This window comes from Streptomyces sp. NPDC050287, from assembly GCF_044459385.1.
Lineage (GTDB): Bacteria > Actinomycetota > Actinomycetes > Streptomycetales > Streptomycetaceae > Streptomyces.
The window spans coordinates 904,478-927,439 of record NZ_JBITIY010000003.1 but is presented as its reverse complement, the minus strand read 5'-3'; the positions used below and the strand labels follow the sequence as shown (position 1 = coordinate 927,439).

Annotated in this window: 25 protein-coding genes and 2 pseudogenes; 17 read left to right on the top strand and 10 right to left on the bottom strand. The window is 70.7% G+C overall.

The features are described from left to right. Positions 1–3: 3 nt before the first annotated feature. The 7 genes from ACIBK3_RS14575 to ACIBK3_RS14545 all read left to right on the top strand — a co-directional run bounded on the left by ACIBK3_RS14575 (position 4) and on the right by ACIBK3_RS14545 (position 5,095). Positions 4–1,089: an amidohydrolase family protein gene (locus ACIBK3_RS14575; protein WP_399365383.1), complete on the top strand. Its 1,086-nt coding sequence runs from the start codon at positions 4–6 to the stop codon at positions 1,087–1,089. Positions 1,090–1,113: 24 nt separating this feature from the next. Beyond that, positions 1,114–2,052: a VOC family protein gene (locus ACIBK3_RS14570; protein WP_165259185.1), complete on the top strand. Its 939-nt coding sequence runs from the start codon at positions 1,114–1,116 to the stop codon at positions 2,050–2,052. A gap of 104 nt (positions 2,053–2,156) precedes the next feature. Continuing rightward, complete coding sequence (locus ACIBK3_RS14565) at positions 2,157–3,128, top strand: fumarylacetoacetate hydrolase family protein (protein ID WP_399365381.1); 972 nt, start codon at positions 2,157–2,159, stop codon at positions 3,126–3,128. Next, complete coding sequence (locus ACIBK3_RS14560; RefSeq protein WP_399365380.1) at positions 3,125–3,379, top strand: SDR family NAD(P)-dependent oxidoreductase; 255 nt, start codon at positions 3,125–3,127, stop codon at positions 3,377–3,379. Before ACIBK3_RS14565 ends, ACIBK3_RS14560 begins: the two co-directional genes overlap by 4 nt. Beyond that, positions 3,376–3,657: an SDR family NAD(P)-dependent oxidoreductase gene (locus ACIBK3_RS14555; RefSeq protein WP_399365378.1), complete on the top strand. Its 282-nt coding sequence runs from the start codon at positions 3,376–3,378 to the stop codon at positions 3,655–3,657. Before ACIBK3_RS14560 ends, ACIBK3_RS14555 begins: the two co-directional genes overlap by 4 nt. Before the next feature lie 11 nt (positions 3,658–3,668). Beyond that, positions 3,669–4,424 carry a CoA transferase subunit A gene (locus tag ACIBK3_RS14550; RefSeq protein WP_053740097.1) on the top strand — a complete coding sequence of 252 codons (756 nt, stop codon included), beginning with the start codon at positions 3,669–3,671 and terminating at the stop codon, positions 4,422–4,424. Then, a complete protein-coding gene (locus tag ACIBK3_RS14545; RefSeq protein WP_399365375.1) occupies positions 4,421–5,095 on the top strand; it encodes a CoA transferase subunit B in 675 nt (224 codons plus the stop codon). The genes ACIBK3_RS14550 and ACIBK3_RS14545 overlap by 4 nt, the downstream gene beginning before the upstream one ends. Positions 5,096–6,281: 1,186 nt before the next feature. On the opposite strand, the pseudogene ACIBK3_RS14540 reads toward ACIBK3_RS14545, so the two are convergent. Together ACIBK3_RS14540 and ACIBK3_RS14535 are read right to left on the bottom strand one after the other, a co-directional pair. Next, positions 6,282–6,493: pseudogene (locus tag ACIBK3_RS14540) on the bottom strand (sugar ABC transporter ATP-binding protein); the annotation flags it as partial. 292 nt (positions 6,494–6,785) lie between these two features. Further along, positions 6,786–6,913: pseudogene (locus tag ACIBK3_RS14535) on the bottom strand (sugar kinase); the annotation flags it as partial. Between the two features lie 735 nt (positions 6,914–7,648). Here ACIBK3_RS14535 and ACIBK3_RS14530 point away from each other — a divergent pair. From ACIBK3_RS14530 to ACIBK3_RS14500, 7 genes are all read left to right on the top strand, one after another. Then, positions 7,649–8,716, top strand: a complete 1,068-nt coding sequence (locus tag ACIBK3_RS14530; protein ID WP_399365373.1) for a Rieske 2Fe-2S domain-containing protein — start codon at positions 7,649–7,651, stop codon at positions 8,714–8,716. Continuing rightward, the gene (locus tag ACIBK3_RS14525; protein WP_399365371.1) at positions 8,713–8,883 is read left to right on the top strand and encodes a hypothetical protein; all 171 of its coding nucleotides are present in this window, start codon (positions 8,713–8,715) and stop codon (positions 8,881–8,883) included. Before ACIBK3_RS14530 ends, ACIBK3_RS14525 begins: the two co-directional genes overlap by 4 nt. Further along, positions 8,880–9,815, top strand: coding sequence for a PDR/VanB family oxidoreductase (locus ACIBK3_RS14520; RefSeq protein ID WP_399365369.1), 936 nt, complete (start codon positions 8,880–8,882; stop codon positions 9,813–9,815). Before ACIBK3_RS14525 ends, ACIBK3_RS14520 begins: the two co-directional genes overlap by 4 nt. A 192-nt stretch (positions 9,816–10,007) precedes the next feature. Then, a complete protein-coding gene (locus ACIBK3_RS14515; protein ID WP_399365367.1) occupies positions 10,008–10,979 on the top strand; it encodes an ABC transporter substrate-binding protein in 972 nt (323 codons plus the stop codon). Then, positions 10,976–11,749, top strand: a complete 774-nt coding sequence (locus ACIBK3_RS14510; RefSeq protein WP_399365365.1) for an ABC transporter permease — start codon at positions 10,976–10,978, stop codon at positions 11,747–11,749. The genes ACIBK3_RS14515 and ACIBK3_RS14510 overlap by 4 nt, the downstream gene beginning before the upstream one ends. Then, a complete protein-coding gene (locus tag ACIBK3_RS14505; protein ID WP_399365363.1) occupies positions 11,746–12,525 on the top strand; it encodes an ABC transporter permease in 780 nt (259 codons plus the stop codon). Before ACIBK3_RS14510 ends, ACIBK3_RS14505 begins: the two co-directional genes overlap by 4 nt. A gap of 20 nt (positions 12,526–12,545) precedes the next feature. Next, positions 12,546–13,349, top strand: a complete 804-nt coding sequence (locus ACIBK3_RS14500) for an ABC transporter ATP-binding protein (RefSeq protein ID WP_399365361.1) — start codon at positions 12,546–12,548, stop codon at positions 13,347–13,349. Positions 13,350–13,382: 33 nt separating this feature from the next. On the opposite strand, the gene ACIBK3_RS14495 is transcribed toward ACIBK3_RS14500, so the two are convergent. From ACIBK3_RS14495 to ACIBK3_RS14465, 7 genes are all read right to left on the bottom strand, one after another. Continuing rightward, positions 13,383–14,075, bottom strand: a complete 693-nt coding sequence (locus ACIBK3_RS14495; RefSeq protein WP_399365359.1) for a GntR family transcriptional regulator — start codon at positions 14,073–14,075, stop codon at positions 13,383–13,385. A 117-nt stretch (positions 14,076–14,192) separates the two neighbouring features. Continuing rightward, positions 14,193–15,194, bottom strand: coding sequence for a proline racemase family protein (locus ACIBK3_RS14490; protein ID WP_399365357.1), 1,002 nt, complete (start codon positions 15,192–15,194; stop codon positions 14,193–14,195). Positions 15,195–15,280: 86 nt separating this feature from the next. Next, a complete protein-coding gene (locus tag ACIBK3_RS14485; protein ID WP_399365605.1) occupies positions 15,281–16,177 on the bottom strand; it encodes a dihydrodipicolinate synthase family protein in 897 nt (298 codons plus the stop codon). 58 nt (positions 16,178–16,235) lie between these two features. Continuing rightward, complete coding sequence (locus tag ACIBK3_RS14480; protein WP_399365355.1) at positions 16,236–17,645, bottom strand: FAD-dependent oxidoreductase; 1,410 nt, start codon at positions 17,643–17,645, stop codon at positions 16,236–16,238. Continuing rightward, positions 17,638–17,940 carry a (2Fe-2S)-binding protein gene (locus ACIBK3_RS14475; protein ID WP_399365353.1) on the bottom strand — a complete coding sequence of 101 codons (303 nt, stop codon included), beginning with the start codon at positions 17,938–17,940 and terminating at the stop codon, positions 17,638–17,640. The genes ACIBK3_RS14480 and ACIBK3_RS14475 overlap by 8 nt, the downstream gene beginning before the upstream one ends. Then, positions 17,937–19,088 (bottom strand): NAD(P)/FAD-dependent oxidoreductase, encoded by a 1,152-nt coding sequence (locus ACIBK3_RS14470; protein WP_399365351.1) that lies wholly within the window; start codon positions 19,086–19,088, stop codon positions 17,937–17,939. The genes ACIBK3_RS14475 and ACIBK3_RS14470 overlap by 4 nt, the downstream gene beginning before the upstream one ends. A 162-nt stretch (positions 19,089–19,250) precedes the next feature. Next, the gene (locus ACIBK3_RS14465) at positions 19,251–19,922 is read right to left on the bottom strand and encodes a hypothetical protein (RefSeq protein WP_399365349.1); all 672 of its coding nucleotides are present in this window, start codon (positions 19,920–19,922) and stop codon (positions 19,251–19,253) included. A gap of 238 nt (positions 19,923–20,160) precedes the next feature. On the opposite strand from ACIBK3_RS14465, the gene ACIBK3_RS14460 reads away from it, so the two are divergent. Both ACIBK3_RS14460 and ACIBK3_RS14455 read left to right on the top strand, forming a co-directional pair. Beyond that, on the top strand, positions 20,161–20,811 hold the full coding sequence (locus ACIBK3_RS14460) for a helix-turn-helix domain-containing protein (protein ID WP_399365347.1): 651 nt from the start codon (positions 20,161–20,163) through the stop codon (positions 20,809–20,811). A gap of 32 nt (positions 20,812–20,843) precedes the next feature. Continuing rightward, positions 20,844–21,383, top strand: coding sequence for a toxin-antitoxin system, toxin component (locus ACIBK3_RS14455; RefSeq protein WP_399365603.1), 540 nt, complete (start codon positions 20,844–20,846; stop codon positions 21,381–21,383). Positions 21,384–21,442: 59 nt separating this feature from the next. Here ACIBK3_RS14455 and ACIBK3_RS14450 read toward each other — a convergent pair whose 3' ends face one another. Beyond that, positions 21,443–22,480, bottom strand: a complete 1,038-nt coding sequence (locus ACIBK3_RS14450; protein ID WP_399365345.1) for an alpha/beta fold hydrolase — start codon at positions 22,478–22,480, stop codon at positions 21,443–21,445. 212 nt (positions 22,481–22,692) lie between these two features. On the opposite strand from ACIBK3_RS14450, the gene ACIBK3_RS14445 reads away from it, so the two are divergent. Next, entirely contained in the window at positions 22,693–22,932 is a 240-nt protein-coding gene (locus ACIBK3_RS14445; RefSeq protein ID WP_399365343.1) for a hypothetical protein, read from the top strand. The last annotated feature ends 30 nt before the right edge of the window (positions 22,933–22,962 follow it).

Genomic DNA, 22,962 nt, shown 5'->3' with positions numbered 1-22,962 from the left:
GCGATGGAAAGCCAGAGAGCACTGGTCATCGGAGGAGGCACCCAGCCCCCGGCTACCGCCGGGAGCCGCCCCTCGTCGAGCACGGACGCGCACACTTCCCCGACGGTCGACGTCCACGCGCACGTCCTGATCCCCGAGGTCGAGGCCCTGGTGGCCGGCCTGCCGGGCCTGGCACAGGCCAAGGCCCTCGACGCCCGCCGCAACGGGCCCGCGGCCCTGGCCGTCAGCGGCCCCATGGTCGCCGAGCGCATGCCGAGGCTGACGGACGTCGCCGTACGACTGGCCGCGATGGACGCGCAGGGTGTGGACGTCCAGCTGGTCAGCCCGTCGCCCTCGCACTACCACTACTGGGCGGACGAGGAGACGGCGGAGAAGGTGTACCGCCTGGCCAACGAGGCGACGGCCGCCCACTGCGCCCAGGCGCCCGGTCGGCTGCACGGTCTGGGCCTCGTCCCCCTGCAGCACCCGGAATCGGCGGTGCGCGCGCTCGAACTCGCCGTGAGTATGGGCCTGTTGGGTGTCGAAATCTCCTCGCACGCGCCGGGCCGGGAGCTGTCGGACCCCGCCTACGAACCCTTCTGGACCCGGGCCGAGGAAACGGGAGCGATCCTCTTCCTGCACCCCTTCGGCTGCACGCTCGACGAACGCCTCGACCAGTGGTACCTGTCCAACACCGTCGGCCAGCCCACCGAAAACGCCGTCGCGCTCTCGCACCTGATCTTCTCCGGGGTGCTGGACCGGCATCCGGAGCTGAAGGTCATCGCCGCGCACGGGGGCGGCTATCTGCCCACCCACATCGGCCGCTCCGACCACGCCTGGTCGGCCCGTTCCGACGCGGGCGCGGGCTGCGCCCACCTGCCCAGCAGCTACCTCAAGCGCCTGTACTTCGACTCGCTGGTCCACGACCCGCAGGTACTGCGGGCACTGATCGGCGCGGCCGGCCCGGACCGTGTGCTGCTCGGCTCCGACTTCCCCTTCGATATGGGCACCGAGGACCCCGTCGGCGCACTGCGCGCCGCCCGCCTGCCCGACGACGACTTCCACGCCGTGCGCGGCGGCAACGCCGCAACGCTGCTGCGCCTCACCTGACCCCCCGCAGGAGGAAAACCCATCATGAGCGCACGCCTGCTCACCCATCTCCGGCACGTCGACCTCGCCGTGCCCGACTACGACAAGCAACTCGACTTCTACGCCGACGTCTGGGGCCTGACCAAGGTCGCCGAGGACTCCGGCATCTCCTTCCTCGCCGCCGAAGGCAGCCCCGAGCAGTACGTGGTACGGCTGCGCAAGGCCGAGGAGAAGCGCCTCGACCTCGTCTCGTACGGCGCCGCGAGCGCGGCGGACGTGGACACCCTCGCCGAGCAACTCCTCGCCGGAGGAGTGCAGTTGATCTCCCAGCCGGGCAAGGTCGACACCCCCGGAGGCGGGTACGGCTTCCGGTTCTTCGACGTCGACGGACGCACCATCGAGGTCTCCGCGGACGTCAACGTCCGGCAGCACCGCAAGATCGAGGAGAAGGAGGCCATCCCGGTCAAGCTGTCGCACGTCGTCCTCAACTCCCCGGATCTGAACCGCACTCGGGAGTGGTACGAGCGTCACCTCGGATTCCGGCTCTCCGACACGCTGATGCATCCGAAGATGGGCGAGGCGATGCACTTCATGCGCATCAGCAACCAGCACCACTCCATGGCCATCGCCCAAGGGCCGCACACCGCCCTGCACCACGTCTCCTTCGAGATGCGCGGCATCGACGAGTACATGCGCGGCTCCGGCCGCGTGATCCGCGCCGGCTTCCAGAAGGTCTGGGGGCCCGGCCGGCACCTGGCGGGCGACAACACCTTCACCTACTTCCTCGACCCGCACGGCAACACCGTCGAATACACGACGGAACTGGAGCTGCTGGACGAGGACACCTGGCACCCCCACGTCTATGACTTCTCCCAGCCCGGGGTCGCCGACCAGTGGGGCACGGCGAACCCGATGAACGAGCTGATCGCCAAGGAGTCGTTCAACGACGTCGACCGCGGCTGCTTCGTCGCCCCGCCGGTCTGACGCCTCGAACCGCGGGGACGCGGTGGCCCTGTCACCGCCCTGACGCCCTTGCCGCGTCCCCGCTTCCCACCGCTGTCGAAGACCGCCAGAGCCTGGAGCCGTGCATGCGTTTCGCCACCTATGAACACCGACACCAGCGCAGGGTCGCCGTCGTGGAGGAGGACGGCACCCTTCACCCGGTTCCCGGGGCGCGCTCGCTCACGGAGCTGATCAGCCGCGGCGACGGACTCGACGCACTCCTGCGCGCCGGCGCCGCCACGCTCGACGTCCCGCCGGGCCCTCACGTGTCCGAGGTGCGGCTGATGCCACCGCTTCAGCCGCCCACCGTGCGGGACTTCGTCACCTTCGAGGAACACGTCGAAGGGGCACGGCGGTCCATGGACGGCGTCGGCGGGGTGCCCGAAGCCTGGTACGACGCCCCGACGTTCTACTTCACCAACCCGTACGCCGTCATCGGCGCCCACGACGACATCCCGGTGCCGCCGGGCAGCGAAGTCCTCGACTTCGAGCTGGAAGTCGCCGCCGTCATCGGCCGGGAGGGGCAGGACCTGACGCCGCAGCAGGCACGGGACCACATCATCGGCTACACGATCTTCAACGACTGGTCCGCCCGCGACCTGCAGTCCCGCGAGATGCAGGTCCACCTCGGCCCGTGCAAGGGCAAGGACACGGCCACCACCCTCGGCTCGTACCTGGTCACCGCCGACGAACTGGAGCCGTACCGCGACACCGACGGCTTTCTGCGCCTGGCGCTGACCGCCTCGGTGAACGGCGAGGTCGTCGGCAAGGACCTGCTGTCCAACATGAGCTGGACCTTCGAGGAGATGGTCGCCTACGCATCCCGCGGCACCGTCGTCCGTCCCGGCGACGTGCTCGGCTCCGGCACCTGCGGCAACGGCGGCTGCCTCGCCGAGCTGTGGGGCGTCCGGGGCGAGCAGACCCCGCCCCCACTGAAGCCGGGCGACACCGTCACCCTCACCGTGGAGGGCATCGGCACCGTCTCCAACACCGTGGTAGCGGGCAGGGATCCGCAGCCCTTGCCGACCGCCCGCCGCCGCACCCGGGAACGGCCGTGAACGACCTGCACCCCAAGAGACTCCTCGGCAAGGTCGTCGTCGTCACCGGCGCAGCGCGCGGCCAGGGCGCCGCCGAGGCCGAGGCCCTGCCCCGCGAAGGCGCCCGTGTCATCGCCACCGACGTGACCGAGGCCGCCGGCTGCCGCCACCTCGACGTCACCGACGAGGAGCACTGGGCGAAGCTGGCCGCCGAACTGCGGGAGTCGTACGGCCGGGTGCACGGCCTGGTCAACAACGCGGTGGCGCCGTGATCGCCCTGACCCGCAGGCTCGCTGCCGAAGGCGCCCCGCACGGCATCCGGGCCAACTGCGTCAGTCCCGGGATGGTCGACACCGAGGGCTCGCGCGGTGACCTGCTCTCCACCGATCACCCCATGCGCACCATCGCCCGCCACATCCCCCTCGGCCGCGTCGGCCTCCCCGACGAGGTCGTGGGCGCCGCCGTCTTCCTCACCTCCGACGAGGCCTCGTACATCACCGGCGCCAACCTCGTCGTCGACGGCGGCTGGTCATCCGTACTTCCCGGCTGAAAGGTTGCTGAGTGAACAAGGTCAGCGCGAACGCCGCCGAGGCGGTCGCCGACATTCCCGACGGCGCTTCACTGGCCGTCGGCGGCTTCGGCCTCAGCGGCATCCCCGAAGTGGTGATCCGGGCCCTGCACGAACAGGGCGCCACCGGCCTGCAGGTCGTGTCGAACAACTGCGGTGTGGACGGCCGCGGGCTGGGCGTGCTGCTCGCCGCCGGCCGGATCGCCCGTGTGACGGGCAGTTACGTGGGCGAGAACAAGGAGTTCGCCCGCCAGTACCTCTCGGGCGAGCTGGAGGTGGAGCTGGTGCCGCAGGGCACACTGGCCGAACGGCTGCGCGCCGGCGGCGCGGGCATCCCCGCGTTCTACACCCCGGCCGGTGTGGGCACCCAGGTCGCGCACGGCGGTCTGCCGTGGAGGTACGCGGCGGACGGCTCGGTCGCCGTGGCCTCCCCGCCCAAGGAGACCCGCGACTTCCACGGCCGACCGCACATCCTGGAGCACGCCATCACCACCGACTTCGCCCTCGTCCGGGCCTGGCGGGGGGACCGGCACGGCAACCTCGTCTTCCGCCGCGCCGCGGCCAACTTCAACCCGCTCGCGGCGATGGCCGGCCGGATCACAATCGCCGAGGTCGAGGAGCTCGTGGAACCGGGCGAGCTGAGCCCCGACGCCGTCCACCTCCCCGGCGTCTTCGTCCAGCGGATCGTGGAGCTCACCCCCGCTCAGGCCGCCGACAAGCAGATCGAGAAGAGGACGGTACGAGCATGAGCCCGACGACGGACACACCCCGCGGCTGGACCCGCGACCAGATGGCCGCCCGCGCCGCCGCCGAACTCACCGACGGCTCCTACGTCAACCTCGGCATCGGCCTGCCCACCCTCATCCCCGGCCACCTCCCGCCCGGCGTGCAGGTGGTGCTGCACTCCGAGAACGGCATCCTGGGCACCGGCCGCTATCCGACCTCGGACGAGGTCGACCCGGATCTCATCAACGCGGGCAAGGAGACGGTCACCGTCCTGCCCGGGGCCTCCTTCTTCGACTCGGCCATGTCCTTCGGCATGATCCGCGGCGGTCACATCGACACCGCGGTGCTGGGCGCCATGCAGGTGTCGGAACGCGGTGACCTGGCCAACTGGATGATCCCCGGAAAGATGGTCAAGGGCATGGGCGGGGCGATGGACCTGGTCCACGGCGCCCGCCGGGTCATCGTCCTGATGGAGCACACCGCCAAGGACGGCAGCCCGAAGATCCTCACCGAGTGCACCCTGCCGCTCACCGGCGAACGGTGCGTCCACCGCGTCATCACCGACCTCGGCGTCCTCGACGTCACACCCGACGGCCTCGCCGTCGTCGAGACCGCACCCGGCATCACCCTCGACGAGATCACCGCGAAGACGGCCGCGCCCCTGCGGACCGACTCCGTCACCGCTGCCTGCTGAACGCGGTCGTCCACGACCCCGCTCGCAGGTTCGGGCAGCGGCCCGTCACCACTGCCCGAACGCGGCCGACCCGCTAGGTCTCGGGCATGCCCGCAACCGCGGTCCGCTCCCGCCCGAACCGCTTGAGCGAAACCGGCACCGATCGGTTTGGCTGCGGCTTTCCTCACGCCGGATGAGATCTTCGGGGCAGCGTTGTCTGCTGACTACACCGTGCGACAGTTGCAGCGTGTTCCCGTGGAGGTAGTTCTGCGCTTCTGTGGGACCTGGTGTTCAGCGAGCCGGTCCGTAGCCGTGTTCTCAACCCGCTCAATTGGCGACTGTCACCGGCGACCTGTGGATGGTCACCACCTCCGGCCCACCGGCACGGGCGGCTCTGGTGCACGCGGATGGCTCGTCCGGAGGCTCCGCATCGATGCTCCTCGACAGCGGGTCGTTCCCGCGATCTCGTGAGCTGCCGACGCCGCAAGCAACGTCACCTATCCCGGCCCGGGCACGGCTCGCTGGAGGACGCGCCATCGGTGTTCAGGTTCAACCAGAGCAGGCTGGCACGGAGACACCTCGTACATGTACTTACGAGCACATCAGAATCCGAGATGTCTGCTCCAGATCGGCCCTGGACTGCACTTAACACCCAGAATGCCCGGATTTGCCGCACAGGCTGCAGACAGAAACGACAATACCCACAGCCCGAATTCGACCCGGATTCGACCCCGAGGGTTTGTTCAATCAGCAAACATGGCATCTGACCTGCGGAAATGTGGAGCGGCAGACGAGTCGGGCTGTACGCCGGGTTCTGTTCGAGATGGAGAAGACCCGCGTTCGGTATCCGTCAACTATCCGGGCGCTACACATCGGGCGGAACACAACCTGGCCGCTTCGCGTCACGCGTGTCGCGCTCGGGTAGGCGGCACGAACGGACGCTGCTGGGGCGTAGCCCTCCCCCTCGACCAGAACGCGCCGCTGCCGGGTTGCACGCCCTGTAGATCACTTCCGGATCTCAGACCGAAGCCGGTAGTCGACGATCCTGGAGAAACCACGACCTCAACGGAATAGAGAGTGAGATCCAGGGGTCTGGTCACTGTGTGGCATAGTCCGTGAACTTCGAGCCCCAGTGCGCCGCGAAGTGGTATGGCCCGGGGAGATGTATTCGACGATACCCCCGATCATCAGCGTGACGACATCGCCCGTCAGGGTCGAGCGCGGCGGACTGTTCGACCACCACGATGAGCCGTGCATCGTGGCAGAGTCCCGCGCTCTGGACACGATCTACTGCTGAGCCGCCGACAATTCGCCCACGAACCGTACCGGGGGGAATACCGGGTTCCCAAGTTGCTCGACTGGTGACGTTGTTGACACTTGGGCGGTCTTTCCGCGTACGACGAAAGACCAGGCCGACGGCGTGGTTGCCGCCCTCGCGGATCAGATCCAGCGCGATGTCGTCACTGGCGCCCATCAGGATGCCATACGCCTTGTACCGCGAGGTGAATTCCGTCGACCAGCCCTGCTCGGCCGCCTCCCCCCCCTGAAGCGGGCTTCCAAGCTGCCCGTTCGCCGCGGGCGCACGGGCGTCTGCCACCCCGCGCGGCAGTGCCGACCTGACACAGAAGATGTGCCCCCAACTGCCCAGCCATGAGCAGGACTTACATGCGCGCCACTCAAGGGGCCTCGCGGACCATGAACTCGTCGAGGTACCAAGATTTTCCAGTTCGGTGTTGGTGATGGCGAGCCAACCGAGGCTGTGCTGATGTCGACGCCGAGGCCTCGCAGTTCCGGGGTGTACCGGATGTTACGAGAGTGCCGGCTGCCGCGCGAGGCGGCGGGCCTCTGCCACATGGCCCGACCACCGCGCGGCTCCTGGACGGCCCCTGAAACGCTCGGCAGGTCGGTCTCGGCCAGGAACCAGCAAGCTCAGGCAGTCACGCATCAGCCGTCCCGTCTGAAGACATTTCCGCAGGACATGATCGCACCACCAGCAGCGAAGAATCCGCTTGTGGGCCCCCCGCCGCTGACGTCCGACCACCGCCACTCAGTGCCTCTTCAGCGGCTCATCGGCCCGACTGCTCGCCGCGCCACCCTCATCCGCAAGGCGAACCAGCACGCGACCTCACACCACCCTGACCAGCGGCAACACGCTCGACAACCTAAAAGGGTGCGGATTCGACCCGGATTCGACCCGAGGGCCCCAGAACCCAAAACGAACAGTAGTTGACCTGCAGTGATGCTGATTCTTGCCGCTGTACCGAGCATCCACCGACAGAGGAGTCCAACAATTGAAACTAAGTAGACATTTTTGGGCGATTAACGCCGCGTAGTGAGTAGTCGCACTCGCCGTCGCCGCCTACGCCTCCCCCGAGCACGAACCGATTGACCGCACCACGCGGCCCTCCACTCTGGCGACTAGGGACTGACAGAACAGGGCTGTGACCAGCCTCTTTACAGAAGTTCTTCCGCCTGACAGAAGCCGTCTTGCCGAGCCGATGCAAGCCTCACGACCCTGTTTCTAACCACGGCTCGCGGGGTGATGGAGCCCCGCCGACAGGGACGGGAACTGCCATGCCGCACATCACCGCTTTCGCCAAGAACCAGTGGTACGTCGCCGCCTACAGCCACGAGGTCGGCCGCGAGGCACTGCTCGGACGGACGATTCTCGGTGAGCCGCTCGTGTTCTACCGGACCGAGGAGGACGGCACGCCCGTCGTCCTCCACGACCGCTGTGTGCACCGCCGCTATCCGCTCTCCGAGAGCCGGCTCGACGGCGACCGGATCGTGTGCGGGTACCACGGGTTCACCTACGACACGACCGGCACCTGCGTGTACGTGCCGGGGCAGAAGCGCATACCGCGCACCGCCCGCGTCACCTCGTACCCGGTGGTCGAGCAGGACTCCCTGGTGTGGGTGTGGATCGGTGACCCGACCCTCGCGGACCCGCAGACCATCCCGCGCGCCCGGCACCTGGACTCCCCCGGCTGGACGACCGTCCGCGGCATGGAGCCGATCGACGCCGACTACGGCCTCCTCGTCGACAACCTCCTCGACCTCTCCCACGAGACATATCTGCACGGCGGGTACATCGGCACTCCCGAGGTCGCCGAGACGCCGATCACCACCGAGGTGGACGAGGGCGCCGGGATCGTCCGGGTGAGCCGGCACATGGACGACGCGGCCTGCCCGCCGTTCTACGCCAAGTCCACCGGTATCGAGGGCCGGATCACCCGCTGGCAGGACATCGAGTACCACGCGCCCTGCCTGTATCTGCTGCACAGCCGCATCGCGCCGGTCGGGGTGCTGCCCGAGGCCGACGGCAGCGACCCGAACGGGTTCCACACCGAGATCACGTACGCCATCACGCCGTCCGCCGACGGCAAGGTGTACGACTTCTGGATGGTCTCGCGGGACTGGGCGACCGAGGACGCCGAGGTCACCGAGTTCCTGCGGGGCAACAACCACACGGTCGTCATGCAGGACGTCGACGCGCTCAACCTGCTGCAGAAGACGCTAGACACCGAGCGGACCGGCTACCAGGAGCTGAGCATCAACATCGACACCGGCGGCCTGGCCGCCCGCCGTATCCTCGCCCGGCTGGTCGAGGAGGGCGACAAGCCCATGGAGAAGGTCCAGTGACGAGCCCGACCGGAGAGATCTACCGCATCGACTGGCTGCCGGGCACCGACGTGCTGCACGGCACCTGTCACTGCGGTGCCGAGCACCGCTCCCAGGACCCGGTCGAGATGTGGGAGTGGATGCTCGGCCACCCGGAAGGCCATCAGCCGCGAGGAAGCGACTCATGACTGTCTACGAATCCGAACTCGTCGTCGAGGAGCGGGAGTTCGCCGCGGATGGCGTGCTCGCCCTGACCCTGCGGCATCCGCTGGGCGAGGAGCTGCCGGTCTGGGAGCCGGGCGCCCATGTCGACGTGGTCCTCGGGCCGGACCTGGAGCGGCAGTACTCGTTGTGCGGGGATCCGGCGGACCGGACGGCCTGGCGGATCGCGGTGCTGCGCGAGCCGGACGGGCGCGGCGGATCGGCGTACGTGCATGAGCGGTTGGGGCAGGGCGACAAGGTGCGGGTGCGCGGTCCGCGCAACCACTTCGCGCTGCGGCCCGCGCCGCGCTACCGGTTCGTCGCGGGCGGCATCGGCATCACGCCCATCCTGCCGATGCTGGCCGCGGCCGAGGCGGCGGGCGCCGAGTGGAGCCTGCTGTACGGCGGTCGGACCCGTCAGTCCATGGCGTTCACCGAGGAGTTGAGGGGGTACGGCGACCGCGTCACGATCGCCCCCCAGGACGAGACCGGACTGCTGGACCTCGCCTCGGTGCTGGACGGCCTGCCCGAGGGCACCCTCGTCTACTGCTGCGGCCCCGGGCCGCTGCTGGACGCGGTGGAGGCACGCTGCCCTGCCGGGGCGCTGCACGTCGAGCGGTTCGAGCCGAAGGTCCAGGAGGTGGGCGGCAACACCGAGTTCGAGGTCGAGCTGGCCCGCAGCGGTCGTACGCTCACCGTGCCCGCGGACGTGTCGGTGCTGGACGCCGTACGGGGCGCCGGCGTGGAGGTGCTGTTCTCCTGCACGGAGGGGACCTGCGGCACCTGCGAGACGGACGTGCTGGAGGGCGACCCGGATCACAGGGACTCGGTCCTCTCGGACGAGGAACGGGAGGCCGGCGAGACCATGCTCATCTGTGTGTCCCGTTGCCGGGGGAAGCGGCTGGTGCTGGACCTGTGACCCGAGGCCGGCACCACGCCCTGCCCTCCTCCTCGCCTTCCCCCTCACCCCCCTGACTGTCAACCCCGTTGCCTGTCAGGCCCGTTGACCGTGACGGATGGCTGCCTCCACGTTCCCCCGCACACCGGCTGACCACTACTGTGCGGGGTGCGCACAACCTGTCGGAACACCGTTGTCTGCACAGGAGGAGCCATGCGTCGTCTTTTAGCCGGTCTCACGGCCGGTGCCATTCTTCTCGCCACGGCGGCCTGTGGCTCGTCCGACGACTCCGGTACGTCGGGCAAGGCCGCCTCGTCCGACGGCACCACCACGGTCAAGCTGGGACTCATCCCCATCGTGGACGTGGCGCCCGTCTATCTCGGCCAGAAGAAGGGCTTCTACGAAAAGCACGGACTGAAGCTGACCATCTCGACCGCGCAGGGCGGCGCGGCGATCGTGCCGGGTGTCGTGAGTGGTCAGTTCCAGTTCGGGTTCAGCAACGTGACCTCGTTGATGGTGGCCCAGTCCAACAACGTGCCCGTCAAGGCCGTCGTCAACGGCATCGCCTCGACCGGCGTACGGGGCAAGGACTTCAACGCCCTCATGGTGAAGAAGGGCAGTGCCATCAAGTCGCCCAAGGACCTTGAGGGCAAGAAGGTCGCCATCAACACGCTCAAGAACATCAATGAGACCGCCGTGCGCGCGGCGGTGCGCAATGCCGGCGGCGACCCCGACGGGGTGAGGTTCGTGGAGCTCGCCTTCGACCAGATGCCCGCGGCCCTCGACCAGGGGCAGGTCGACGCGGTGAGCGTGGTCGAGCCGGCGCAGGCCACCGTCAAGAGCCAGGGCGGCGTGGAGATCGCCTCGCCTTTGATCGACATCGCCCCGGACCTCACCGTCGCCATGTACTTCACCTCGCTCCCGTACGAGCAGCGGAACCCGGACGTGGTGAAGAAGTTCCGGGAGGCCACCGCGGAGTCCCTCGCGTACGCCGACGCCCACCCGGACGAGGTCCGCGCCATCGTCACGTCGTACACGAAGATCCCGGCCGCGGTGCTGGAGCGGGTGACGCTGCCGAAGTGGCCGGCCGAGGCCAACCGCGCCTCCATCGAGGCGCTGCGGAAGCTGGGCCAGGAGGACGGCCTCTTCAAGACGGAGCCCGACCTGGACAAGCTGCTGCCGTGAGGGGCGCGAACCTCGCACTCGGTGCGGCCGGGCTCGCGGTCTTCCTCGCCCTGGGCGAGGCGGTGCCGCGGCTCGGCCTGGTCAAGGAGGCGTACTTCCCGCCCACCAGCGAGATCGCCGACGCCTTGGCCGGTGAACTCGCCGACTCGGCTTTCTGGACGGCGCTCGGCGACACGCTCACCGGCTGGGCGGTGGGCCTGGCGGTGGCGGCCTGCGCGGGGATCGTCGTGGGGGTGGTCGTCTCCGTCGTGCCGTATCTGCGGGAGGCGACCGCCTCGACGATCGAGTTCCTGCGCCCGATCCCCTCGGTCGCGCTGATCCCGCTGGCGGTCCTGCTGTACGGCAACGAACTGCGCTCGGTGCTCCTGCTGGTGGTGTACGCCTCGTTCTGGCAGGTGCTGATCCAGACGCTGTACGGCGTCCGGGACGTCGACCCGGTCGCCGAGGAGACGGCACGGTCGTACGGTCTGGGCACCTGGGCCCGGGTCCGGTACGTGCTGTGGCCGACGGCGCTGCCGTACGTCATGACGGGCCTGAGGCTGGCGGCGGCCGTCGCCCTCATCCTCACCGTCACCGCCGAACTCGTCATCGGCTCCCCGGGGCTGGGCGCCAGGATCGCGGTCGCGCAGAACTCGCAGGCCGTGCCGGACATGTACGCGTTGATCGTCGTGACCGGACTGCTGGGCCTGTTGATCAATGTGGGCGCGAGGTCGGTCGAGCGGCGGGCGCTGGCCTGGCACCAGTCGGTGCGCGGGGAGGTGACGGTGTGAGGGGCTTTCTGCTGCGGCTGGTGTTCGTGGTCGGGTTGCCCGTCGTCCTGCTCGCCGTGTGGTGGCTGGCCTCCGACGACAGCACCGACGTGTACTGGCCGCCCCTGCGCACGATCCTGAAGACCTTCCCGGACGTCTGGACGGCGGAGCGGCTGCGCACGGACGCCCTGCCCAGCGTGCTGAGACTGGCGGCCGGTTACGCCACCGCGGCCGTGGTGGGCGTGGCCCTCGGCACGGTGATCGGTTCCTACCGGCGGGTGCGGGCGGTGTGCGAGCCGGTCATGGAGTTCCTGCGGGCGGTGCCGCCTCCCGTGCTGATCCCGGTCATCATGCTGTTCGCGGGCATCGGCGACACGATGAAGGTGGCCGTGATCGCGAGCGGCTGCGTGTGGCCGGTCCTGCTCAACACCGTCGAGGGCGTACGGGCGGTGGACTCCGTCATGGCGGAGACAGCCCGGTCGTACGGCATCACGGGCGCCGCACGCCTCAGGCACGTGGTGCTGCGCTCGGCCGGCCCGCAGATCTTCGCGGGGCTGCGCCAGGCGCTGTCCATTGGCATCATCCTCATGGTCATCAGCGAGATGTTCGCGGCCAGCAGCGGCCTCGGCTTCACCGTCGTGCAGTTCCAGCGCGGTTTCGCGATCCCCGACATGTGGACCGGGATCCTCGTGCTGGGCCTGCTGGGCTTTCTGCTGTCGGTGCTGTTCCAGCTGGTCGAGCGGCGAGTGCTCGGCTGGTACCACGGTCTGCGCGCCTCCACCCGGCGGTCCCGGTGACGTCCGAGAAAGGGCAGGGCATGCTCGACGTACGCGGCCTGAAGAAGGTCTACGAGGGCTCCGGACGGCGGGTGGAGGCGGTCCGCGACCTCACCTTCACCGTCGGCGCGGGCGAACTCGTCTGTCTCGTCGGCCCGTCGGGCTGCGGCAAGACGACCCTGCTGAAGTGCGTGGGCGGGCTGCTCGCGCCGACGGCGGGCGAAGTCCTTCTGGAGGGGCGGCAGGTGACCGGACCGCCGCCCGGGACGGCCTTCGTCTTCCAGGAGTACGGCCGCAGCCTGTTCCCGTGGATGCGGGTTCGCGAGAACGTCGAACTCCCGCTGAAGCAGAAGGACTTGAGCAAGGCCCGGCGCCGGGAGCTGGTGACGGACGCGCTGCGGTCGGTGGGCCTCGCGGACGCGGCCGGGGCCTACCCCTGGCAGCTGTCCGGGGGCATGCAGCAGCGGGTGGCCATCGCCCGGGCACTGGCGTACGAGCCCCGGGTGCTGCTGATGGACGAGCCGTTCGCGGCGGTGGACGCCCAGACCCGGGCCGACCTGGAGGACCTGGTAAGGCGGCTGTGGCGGGAGCGCGGGATCACGATCCTGTTCGTCACCCACGACATCGACGAAGCCGTCTACCTCGGGGAGCGGGTGGTCGTGCTGTCCGCCTCCCCCACCGTCGTGCGGGAACAGCTCAAGGTCGATCTGCCGGACGAGCGGGACCAGTTGCACACGCGCGTTGCCCCGCGCTTCGCCGAACTGCGGACCCATGTGTACGAACAGATCCAGGCGGCGAAGCGCGGAAGCGGGATGACCGAGTCGGACGCGCCTTGGCCGCTGTGAGCCGGGCGGCGGAACCGGCCGGCGCCGTACGGGCTACTTGGCGGCCCACAGACTCCGTACGTGTCCGAGGTGGCGGGTCATCACCTCATGGACCGCGTCGCCGTCCCGGGCCGTCAGCGCGTCGAGGAGTTCGAGGTGCTCCTCGGCGGAGGACAGCAGACGGCCCGCCTCCAGGAGGGCGGTGAGCCCGTAGAGGCGGGAGCGCTTACGGAGGTCGCCGACGACCTCCACGAGGTGCGCGTTGCCGGCGAGGGCGAGCAGTCCGAGGTGGAAGCGGGTGTCGGCCTCGACGTACGCGATGAGGTCGCCGGCCACCGCGGCCCGCACGATCTCCCGGGCGGCCGGGCGCAGCGCCTCCAGCGAGAGGGGGTCGGCGGTCTTGGCCAGGTCGACCACCGTGGGGATCTCGATGAGGGCGCGGATGTGGGTGTACTCGTCGAGCTGCTTCTCGGAGACGGCGGTGACCCGGAAGCCCTTGTTGGGGACCGTGTCGACCAGGCCCTCCTTGACGAGGTCCAGCATGGCCTCGCGCACCGGCGTCGCCGAGACGCCGAAGCGGGCGGCGAGCGTCGGCGCGGAGTAGACCTCCCCCGGGCGCAGTTCGCCGGCGATCAGCGCGGCCCGCAGGGCGTCGGCGACCCGCTCCCGGTAGCTGCTCTTCTTGCCGCCCAGCGAGGGCAGGGCCGGGGCAACCGCGGCGGGGGCGCTGGTGTGCTGGGCGGCCATGGGACGTCTCCTAGCTGTGCAATGTCATGCGGTACCCGTCTGGTGCGGTACCCGTCCGGGGCGGTCCCGTCATCGTGCGGTCCCGTCATCGTGCGGTCCCGTCATTATGGTCGGCGCCTACAGGACGAATCCCGCCGGGAACGGGTCGGTCGGATCGAGCAGGTACTGGGCGGTGCCGGTGATCCAGGCACGGCCGGTGAAGCTGGGCAGGACGGCGGGGCGGCCGGCCACCTCGGTGGTGCCGAGGAGACGGCCGGTGAAGTGCGTGCCGATGAAGGACTCGTTCACGAACTCGGTGTGCAGGGGCAGTTCACCGCGGGCGTGCAGTTGTGCCATGCGCGCGCTGGTCCCGGTGCCGCAGGGCGAGCGGTCGAACCAGCCGGGGTGGATCGCCATGGCGTGCCGTGAGTGGCGGGCGGTGGAGCCGGGGGCGAGCAGGTGGACGTGGTGGCAGCCGCGGATGGTGGGGTCCTCGGGGTGGACGGGCTCCTCCTCGGCGTTGATCGCCTCCATGAGGGACAGACCGGCGTTCAGGATGTCGTCCTTGCGGGCGCGGTCGAACGGCAGCCCGAACTGCTCCAGCGGCAGGATCGCGTAGAAGTTGCCGCCGTAGGCCATGTCATAGGTCACCGTCCGCCCGTCGGCCAGTGCGATCTTGCGGTCCAGGGCGACGGAGAAGGACGGGACGTTGGCGAGGGTGACGGCCGTCGCGGCGCCGTTCTCCACCGCGACCTCGGCGACCACCACCCCGGCGGGGGTGTCGAGCCGGATCGTGGTGACCGGCTCGACGACCTCGACCATCCCGGTCTCCACCAGCACGGTCGCCACCCCGATGGTGCCGTGCCCGCACATCGGCAGATAGCCGGAGACCTCGATGTAGACGACACCCCAGTCGCAGTCGGGACGGGCGGGCGGCTGGAGGAGGGCACCGCTCATCGCCGAGTGACCGCGCGGCTCGTTCATCAGGAGCTGCTTGATGTCGTCGCGGTGCTCACGGAAGTACAGGCGCCGCTCGTTCATGGTCGCGCCGGGGATCGTGCCGATGCCGCCGGTGATCACCCGGGTGGGCATGCCCTCGGTGTGCGAGTCGACGGCGTGCAGGACGAGCTTGCTGCGCATGACGCTCCTGGTGATTCGATACGGGGGGACACTGGAAGCCGGGTGCAGTGGTGCCGGGTGCCGTCGTGCCGTGGTGTCCCGAAGGTCTACCCGAGTCCGGCGGCGAGGGCCCTCTCGGTCGCGGCCCGGACGACCGCCTCCTGCTCCGGCAGCAGCGGGACGCGCGGCGGGCGCACCGGTCCGCCGTAGCGCCCCACCAGGTCCATGGACATCTTGATGGCCTGCACGAACTCGACCTGGGAGTCCCAGCGCAGGAGGGGGTGCAGTTGCTCGTACAGCTTCTTGGCCGTGGCCAGGTCGCCGTCGACGGCAGCGCGGTACAGCGCGACGCTCGCGGCGGGCAGCGCGTTCGGGTAGCCGGCCACCCAGCCCTTGGCACCCGCGACGGCGAGCTCCAGCAGGACGTCGTCGGCGCCGATCAACAGGTCCAGTTCCGGGGCGAGTTCGGAAAGCCGGTAGGCGCGGCGGACGTCGCCGGAGAACTCCTTGACCGCGTGGACGAAGCCCTCGCCGTGCAGCGTGGCGAGCAGCTCCGGCACGAGGTCGACCTTGGTGTCGACGGGGTTGTTGTACGCGACGATCGGAACGCCCGCCTTCGCCACCTCCGCGTAGTGGGCGAGGACGGACCGCTCGTCGGCACGGTAGGCGTTGGGCGGCAGCAGCATCACTGACCGGCAGCCCGCGTCGCGTGCCTGCTCGGCCCAGCGGCGGGCCTCGGCGGAGCCGTAGGCGGCGACGCCGGGCATCACCCGCGCGCCGCCGACGGCGGCCACGGCCGTCTCGACGACCCTGGCCCGCTCCTCGGGGGTGAGCACCTGGTATTCGCCGAGCGAGCCGTTCGGCACGACGCCGTCGCAGCCGTTGTCGACCAGCCAGGCGCAGTGCTCGGCGTACCTGTCGTAGTCGACGGAGAGGTCCTCGCGCAGCGGAAGCGCGGTGGCGACGAGTACGCCGCGCCAGGGGCGGATCTCGGTGGCGGTCATCTCGGATCCCATCTCAATAGGGTGTGACGTTTCACTGACCGGCAAAAGGTGTGGGCCGTCAGTCGTCCTCGGACTCCCCGGCGTGCGCCAGCACTCCCAGCGGTACCGGCCGGGCGAACGGCCGCCGGGACGGTGTGAGCTCGCACCCGGCGAGCCCGGCGACCGCGGGCCCGCACATCCGCCCCTGGCACCAGCCCATCCCGGCCCGGGTTAGCAGCTTCACGGTCCGCGGGTCGCCGGCGCCCAGTTCCGTCACGGCCGCCCGGATCGCGCCGCCGGTGACCTCCTCGCAGCGGCAGACGACGGTGTCGTCGGTGACCTGCTCGGCCCAGTGGGCGGGCGGTGCGTACACGCTGTCCAGCGCGGCGGAGAACTCCCGCAGCCGGGTACGGGCCTGCGCGGCCGCCGCCCACGCGCGCGGGTCGGGTGCGGTGCCGTGCAGGCGGGCCGCGGCACAGTGGCCGGCGATGTGTCCCTCGGCGAGGGACAGGGCCGCGCCGCCGATGCCGGTGGTCTCACCGGCGGCCCAGACGCCGGGGACGTCGGTGCGCTGTTCGTCGTCGACGTGGACGTGCGGCCCGTCGAGGCGGCAGCCGAGGGTCTCGGCGAGGTCGGTGTGCGGGAGCATGCCGTGGCCGACGGCGAGGGTGTCGCAGGGGATACGGCGCTCGGTGCCGGGCTCGACCCTCCCCGTGGCGTCGAGCGCGGCGACCGTCACGGCCTCCAGCCGGTCGGTGCCGTGCGCCTCGACGACGGTGTGGTGGACCAGAGTGCGCACCCGGTGCCGGAGCAGCCGGGCCGCGTACCGGGCGCCTTCGGCGAGCTTGCCGGGCTGCGCCGACAGTGCGCGGGACCGCCGTACGAACTCCTTCGGGTCGGCGGACTCGACGAGCGCGGCCACCTCGACGCCGGCCGCGGCGAGCCCGGTCGCCACCGGCAGCAGCAGCGGCCCGGTCCCGGCGACCACCGCCATACGGCCGGACACCGCGAGGGCGCCCTTCAGCATGGCCTGGGCGCCGCCCGCGGTGACGACGCCGGGGAGGGTCCAGCCGGGGAAGGGCAGGACCTTCTCGTAGCCGCCGGTCGCGAGGAGCACCGCGTCGGCGGGCACCTCGACGGGCTCCTCCTGCTCGGGCCCGAGGAGGGCGTGCACGGTGAGGCGCCGGGCGTCCTGCGCCGGCCCGCGCTCGACGAGCCAGACGTGATGGTCAGTCAGATGTCTTACGCTGCCTGCCCGTACGTGGGTCCGCAGGCCGTCCCGCAAGTGCTCCCAGGTACGCCACTCGTGGTGCAGGGCCTGCGGGCGGGCGGCGCGCAGTTCGGCGGCGGGCTGCCGGTAGAACTGCCCGCCCGCCTCCGCCGCCGAGTCCAGGAGCGTGACGCGTACCCCGAGGGCCGCCGCGGCGAGGGTCGCGGCGAGTCCCGCCGGGCCGGCGCCGATCACCGCGAGATGCGGTCGCTCAGTCATCGTGTCCGGTCCCCTCCTGTGTGCGGATCGCGTCACCCGGGTGCAAGGGCACCAGGCAGGCGCGCTGGTTGGGACGGTCGTTGACGGTCACCAGGCAGTCGAAGCAGACGCCGATCCCGCAGAAGATCCCGCGCGGACGGCCTGCGCCCCGGGTGGTGCGCCAGGAGGTGATCCCTGCCGTCCAGAGCGCGGCGGCGACGGTCTGACCAGGCAGCGCCTCGATCTCACGGCCGTCCAGTGTGACCGTGAAGGCGGGGCCCGGCCGGGCCTGCGCCAGGTCGAGGGGAGTGTTCACGCGGCCTCCTCGGTGAAGCGGTCCGGGCGGAACGGGGCCAGGTCCAGGTCGGGGGTCTTCGCGGTCAGGGCCTGGGCGATGAGATGCCCGGTGCCGGTGGCGAGTCCGATGCCCGCACCCTCGTGGCCGCAGGCGTGGTGGAGGCCGGGGACGCGCGGGTCGGGCCCGATGGCGGGCAGGTGGTCGGGCATGTACGGGCGGAAGCCGAGGTAGGCGCGCATGGCGTGGACCTCGGCGAGGAAGGGGAACAGCCGGGTGGCCCCGGCCGCCAGGGCTCTGACGGCGGGCAACGAGAACGTCCGGTCGAAGCCCACGCGTTCGCGGCTCGCGCCGATCAGGACCGGCCCGGCCGCCGTGCCCTCGACGACCGGCGAGGTCTGCAGCGCGGCCGAGTCGCTGGCCACGTCGGCCACGTAGTCGGCGGCGTACACCTTGTGGCGGACCATGCGCGGGAGCGGTTCGGTGACCAGGACGAAGCCGCGGCGCGGGAGAACGGGCAGCCAGGTGCCGGCGAGGGCGGCCAGTTCGCCGCCCCAGGTGCCCGCCGCGTTGACCACCGCCGGGGCGAGGAGGTCGCCCCCGTCGGTGCGCACTCCGCGCACCGCTCCGGCCGGCGTGCGCAGGACGTCGGTCACGGTCCGGCCGGTGAGCAGGCGGGCGCCGGAGGCGCGGACGAGGTGGGCGGCGGCCAGGGCGGGCATCACCTGGCTGTCCTGCGGGTAGTGGACGGCGCCCGGCAGGCCGGGGGCGAGATGGGGTTCGAGGGCGTACAGCGTGTCGCCGGCGACCGGTTCGGCGACGACTCCGGCGGCGCGCTGTCCGGCGGCGAACCTCTCCAGCGCGGCGAGTGCGCCGGGCGAGGAGGCCACGACGACTCCGCCCTTGGCCTCGTACTCGACGAACGTACCGAATTCGTGGGCGAGTTCGTCCCACAGGCGGCCGGACAGAAGGGCGAGGTCCAGTTCGGGCCCGGGCTCCTTGTCGGAGACGAGGAGGTTGCCCTCACCGGCGCCGGTCGTGCCGCCGGCCACCGGGCCGCGGTCCACCACAACGACGTCCAGACCCGCGCGCGCCGCGTACAGGGCGCAGGCCGCGCCCACCATTCCGGCCCCTACGACCACGACATCGCAGGTCAGTGACTTGGTCACGGCAGTACTATGTCACATGTCGCTGTGTCAGGGAATGCTCCCGCGGCCGTGCGCCACGGGGGGCGTTGGCGGGACGCGACCGCAAGTCGAAGGCAAACCGTGGGTCAACGGGAAAGGGAGCTGACAAGGCGCCGTCGGCGACCTGAACGCCGACGGTGCCTGTCAGGCCTCGGGGACGGGCACCACGCTGAGGTGGCCCGCCGTTCGGCGGGGACGTACCGTCCTGCGCGCCGCGGGTGCCGGACGGCGCACGGGGCGCAGGACCAGCGTCAGCCGGGTGTAGCCCAGGTCCCTCAGGGTCCGGGGGGTCTCTTCGACGATCCGGCAGTCGGTGGCGCCCCAGCGCGGGTCGGGGTGCACCAGCGGGCGGACCGCGCCGTCGTGCTCGACGGCCCGCTCGCCCACCGCGCGGATCCAGTGCGGCAGGCCCTGCCGGTAGGCGGCCTCCATGAGCGGGTCCTGGGCGATGTCCCGGCGGATGGCCTGCAGGCCGTGGTCCTGGCCGTGCCGCTCCACGGCGGCGGCGAAGTGCGCCAGGGTCGGCAGGCACCAGCGCGACTCGTGCTCGGCGAGGACCGTGCTCGCGTCCGGGTGGAACAGCACGAACCTGAGGAGGTTGTCGCCCGGCATGGCCGTCGGGTGAGGGCCCACACCCCGGAAAAGTGACGCGAAAGCGGTGTTCGCGAGCACGACGTCCCAGCGGTGGTCGAGGACGACGGACGGGAAGCTGACGGCTTCCAGAAGGGCTGCGTAGTCCTGGAGATAGGCCTGGGCCTCGGGACTTTCGGGGACGGGTCGTGGTACGGGCCGCTGCCCACCTGCCTGATATGCCATCGGGAGGTCACCCCTCTTGCCTATGCGGCCTTCACGCGGCGCCCTTGATCCTGCTTCCCCGACGCGAGCGGTGTCAACTATCGTGGCATTTCGTGCCGGTTGACGGCTGAAATAGGCCACAGTTGTGGCGAGACCTGGATGTGAGTTCGAACAACGGGCTACTCTCCGGGAAGTTCACGGCAACCGCTTGTGAGAAGCCTGTGAGAAGCCAGTGAGAGAAGACGTAGGAGATCTGTCGGTGTCGGTTGGCTTCGAGGATCCCGGCGACGCGGCGTCGGCTGTGCTGTCCGCCGTCGTCGCCCGCGTCGTCGCACTGGCCGACCGGCTCGGCGTACCGCACGCGGAGGTCTTCCACACCGCCGGTCTGTCCGTCGCCTCCGGTGTTCCCGAGCCCGTGGTCAAGGCCCTGCTGAGCGGCCGGCCCGCCGGGGAGCCCGATGTACAGGCGCGGTTCCTGCAGCGCCTGGACCTGCTGCGGCGCACGCGGCTCAAGCCGAACGGGCGCCGGTACACCCAGCAGGAGATCGCCGACGGCGCGGGCATGTCCCGGCAGCAGGCCGGAGCGCTGATCAACGGCGACCGGCGGCCCACGATGGAGCACTGCGACGCCCTCCAGCGCTTCTTCCGGGTGCACGCCGGGTTCCTGACGGCCGAGGATCCCGAGGCGCTCGCGGGTGCCCTCCAGCGCACCGAGCAGGAGTTGCTGCAGAAGCTCGCCGAACGCGAGGCGGCCGCGGCGCTCGACGACCCGCTGGAGCGGCTGCTGCAGGACCACGGCGTCCGCGGGATCGCCTGGCGGGCCGCGCAGCTGCCCACCGACCAGCACCGTGACAAGGTCGCGGAGTGGCTGGACATGCTCCTGGAGAGCGTCAAGCGGCCCGAGTCCTGATCCGGGGGAGAACTGTGGGCATCGGCAGGGAAATGCGCCGCCTGTGCGGCGAGTTGGTGGAAGAGCTGTCCCTTCCCGCACCGGCGCGGCCCGCCGACCTGTACGGCGCGCTGTGCGACGGGATGAGCAGACGCCGCGGCCGCCCGGTCCTGTACCGTACGGCCGCCTTCCCGCCCGGCACCGCCAGCGGACTGTGGCTCGACATGGCCGACCAGGACCTCGTCGTGATCGAGGAACGTACCGCTCCCGACCACCAGTTGGTGATCCTCGGCCACGAACTGTGGCACATGAAGGCCGGCCACCGCGGCCATCACGTCGAGGGCGCCGCGGTCGCGGCCCGGTTGCTGCACGACGAGCACGACGAGGCAGACCTGAGCGCGACCGTCCTCCAGGTCGCCGCCCGCAGCCGTTTCGACCGCGCCGACGAGCAGGAGGCCGAGAGCTTCGGCCTGCTGCTGGCGAGCAAGTGCCGTACGTGGCTGTCGGGTTCGTCGTCGCGAGGACCGGTGCCCCGCGATCATCTGGCCGGCCGGATCGAGGCTTCGCTCGGCTATCTGGGGCCGCAGGGCTGAGTTCATCGCGGCTTCCGACGCCGTAACGCATTGCGGTGCCGAGCCCACCGCGGTGCGCGTCAGGTCGCGCTGCGTTCGCTCGCCTCGCGCAGGTCGCGGTCCCGCGCGCGGTTGTGGGCGCTGTCCGGGCGGCCCGCGGCGGGACGCCCCTCGCACAGCAGGTCGCGCCAGTGCTCGCGGCTCCAGTCGGCGGGGTCGGTGGTGGCGGTGAACTCCTCGACGAGGGCCACGAACCGGGCCGGGTCGTTGTGGAACGGGAAGTGACCGGCGCCCTCGAAGATCTCCAGTCGGCTGCCCGGCATCGCCTCGTGCGCACCGAACGCGTGCCGCACCGGCACCACGCTGTCCCGGTCGCCCCACAGCAGCATGGTCGGCATGCCCTCGGTGAGGTAGCAGCGGTCGAGCATGGTCACGACCTGTCCGCGCCAGTCGACGACCGCGCGCAGGGTACGGATGAAGGCGTTGCGGGAGGTCTCGTCGGGCAGCGCGTCGACGAGCGTGAGCAACTCCGGGGCGTCCTGGCCGAGGTCGGTGTCGAGGAGCCTCATCAGCCGTACCGCCAGGCCGACCTGGAGCCGCATACCGGGCAGCCGCAGGGTGGACAGCATCAGATGGGCGCCGGGCAGCGAGACCAGCCGCAGCACGGGGTTGACCTCACGGCCCACGCCGCCCGCGCTGACCAGGATGAGCCGCTCGGTGCGCTCGGGGAACTGGTAGGCGAACTGCATGGCCACTCCCCCGCCCAGCGAGTGGCCGACCAGGGTCGCGGACTCGATGCCGAGGGTGGTGAGCAGGTCGCGCACCCCGTTGGCGTAGGCGGCCACCGAGTAGTCGGCGCGGGGTTTGTCGGAGGCGCCGTGGCCGAGGAGGTCGGGGGCGATGACGGTGTGGGTGCGGGCGAGGTCGGGAATCAGTTCGGCCCAGGTCGCGGAGGAGTCCCCGATGCCGTGGATGAGGACGAGCGGCGGGCCCTGGCCGGCCATCCGGAAGGCGCGGCGGTAGCCGTGCACGACGCGGTGCTGGAGCTGGAGTTCCGCCTCTCCCACGGAGCGCAGCCGCACGGTGCGCGCCGGGCGCCGTCGCGGGGCGTCGGCCATGTGCCCCCCTCCTGTTCCGTCGGCCGCGAGGGGTCGGCCGAAAACCCTTCTCCCCAGCGTAGAGCGGCATTTCCCCGGGGGATTTCGGCGAGGTTTCACCTCCGCTAAGGGGGCGCGCCGACGTGCGGTGGGACGCGGCGGGACCGGATTGTCAGTGGTGGGCGGCAAGCTGGATGGGCAACGCACGACCACGACCCGGGGAGAGCCGCCCGATGCCCACCGCCGTACTGACCGACCGCGAGCGCACCGCCGTCCAGGCCTATCTGAGGCTGCTGCACACGGTGCGGGCCGCGTTCGACGTGGCGTCCGGTCCGCCGGACGCCGGCCGACCACCTGTCGTACCGCCCGCCGTACTCGCCGAGGCCGAACAGGCCCTGGCCGAGGCGGGACTGACGGGCAACGAGGAGGCGTTCTTCCGGCTGCTTGCCACCTGGTGCCCACCGGAGCCGTAACGGCCGCGCGGCATGGGCCGTGCCGTGCCG

Excerpts from the sequence above, each read along its gene's own strand:
- ACIBK3_RS14480 (WP_399365355.1), bottom strand. The coding sequence starts at position 17,645 with ATGACTGAGCGACCGCATCTCGCGGTGATCGGCGCCGGCCCGGCGGGA.
- ACIBK3_RS14500 (WP_399365361.1), top strand. The coding sequence starts at position 12,546 with ATGCTCGACGTACGCGGCCTGAAGAAGGTCTACGAGGGCTCCGGACGG.
- ACIBK3_RS14575 (WP_399365383.1), top strand. The coding sequence starts at position 4 with ATGGAAAGCCAGAGAGCACTGGTCATCGGAGGAGGCACCCAGCCCCCG.
- ACIBK3_RS14495 (WP_399365359.1), bottom strand. The coding sequence starts at position 14,075 with ATGGCCGCCCAGCACACCAGCGCCCCCGCCGCGGTTGCCCCGGCCCTG.
- ACIBK3_RS14570 (WP_165259185.1), top strand. The coding sequence starts at position 1,114 with ATGAGCGCACGCCTGCTCACCCATCTCCGGCACGTCGACCTCGCCGTG.
- ACIBK3_RS14445 (WP_399365343.1), top strand. The coding sequence starts at position 22,693 with ATGCCCACCGCCGTACTGACCGACCGCGAGCGCACCGCCGTCCAGGCC.
- ACIBK3_RS14565 (WP_399365381.1), top strand. The coding sequence starts at position 2,157 with ATGCGTTTCGCCACCTATGAACACCGACACCAGCGCAGGGTCGCCGTC.
- ACIBK3_RS14465 (WP_399365349.1), bottom strand. The coding sequence starts at position 19,922 with ATGGCATATCAGGCAGGTGGGCAGCGGCCCGTACCACGACCCGTCCCC.
- ACIBK3_RS14490 (WP_399365357.1), bottom strand. The coding sequence starts at position 15,194 with ATGCGCAGCAAGCTCGTCCTGCACGCCGTCGACTCGCACACCGAGGGC.
- ACIBK3_RS14530 (WP_399365373.1), top strand. The coding sequence starts at position 7,649 with ATGCCGCACATCACCGCTTTCGCCAAGAACCAGTGGTACGTCGCCGCC.
- ACIBK3_RS14450 (WP_399365345.1), bottom strand. The coding sequence starts at position 22,480 with ATGGCCGACGCCCCGCGACGGCGCCCGGCGCGCACCGTGCGGCTGCGC.
- ACIBK3_RS14515 (WP_399365367.1), top strand. The coding sequence starts at position 10,008 with ATGCGTCGTCTTTTAGCCGGTCTCACGGCCGGTGCCATTCTTCTCGCC.
- ACIBK3_RS14455 (WP_399365603.1), top strand. The coding sequence starts at position 20,844 with ATGCGCCGCCTGTGCGGCGAGTTGGTGGAAGAGCTGTCCCTTCCCGCA.
- ACIBK3_RS14485 (WP_399365605.1), bottom strand. The coding sequence starts at position 16,177 with ATGACCGCCACCGAGATCCGCCCCTGGCGCGGCGTACTCGTCGCCACC.
- ACIBK3_RS14545 (WP_399365375.1), top strand. The coding sequence starts at position 4,421 with ATGAGCCCGACGACGGACACACCCCGCGGCTGGACCCGCGACCAGATG.
- ACIBK3_RS14520 (WP_399365369.1), top strand. The coding sequence starts at position 8,880 with ATGACTGTCTACGAATCCGAACTCGTCGTCGAGGAGCGGGAGTTCGCC.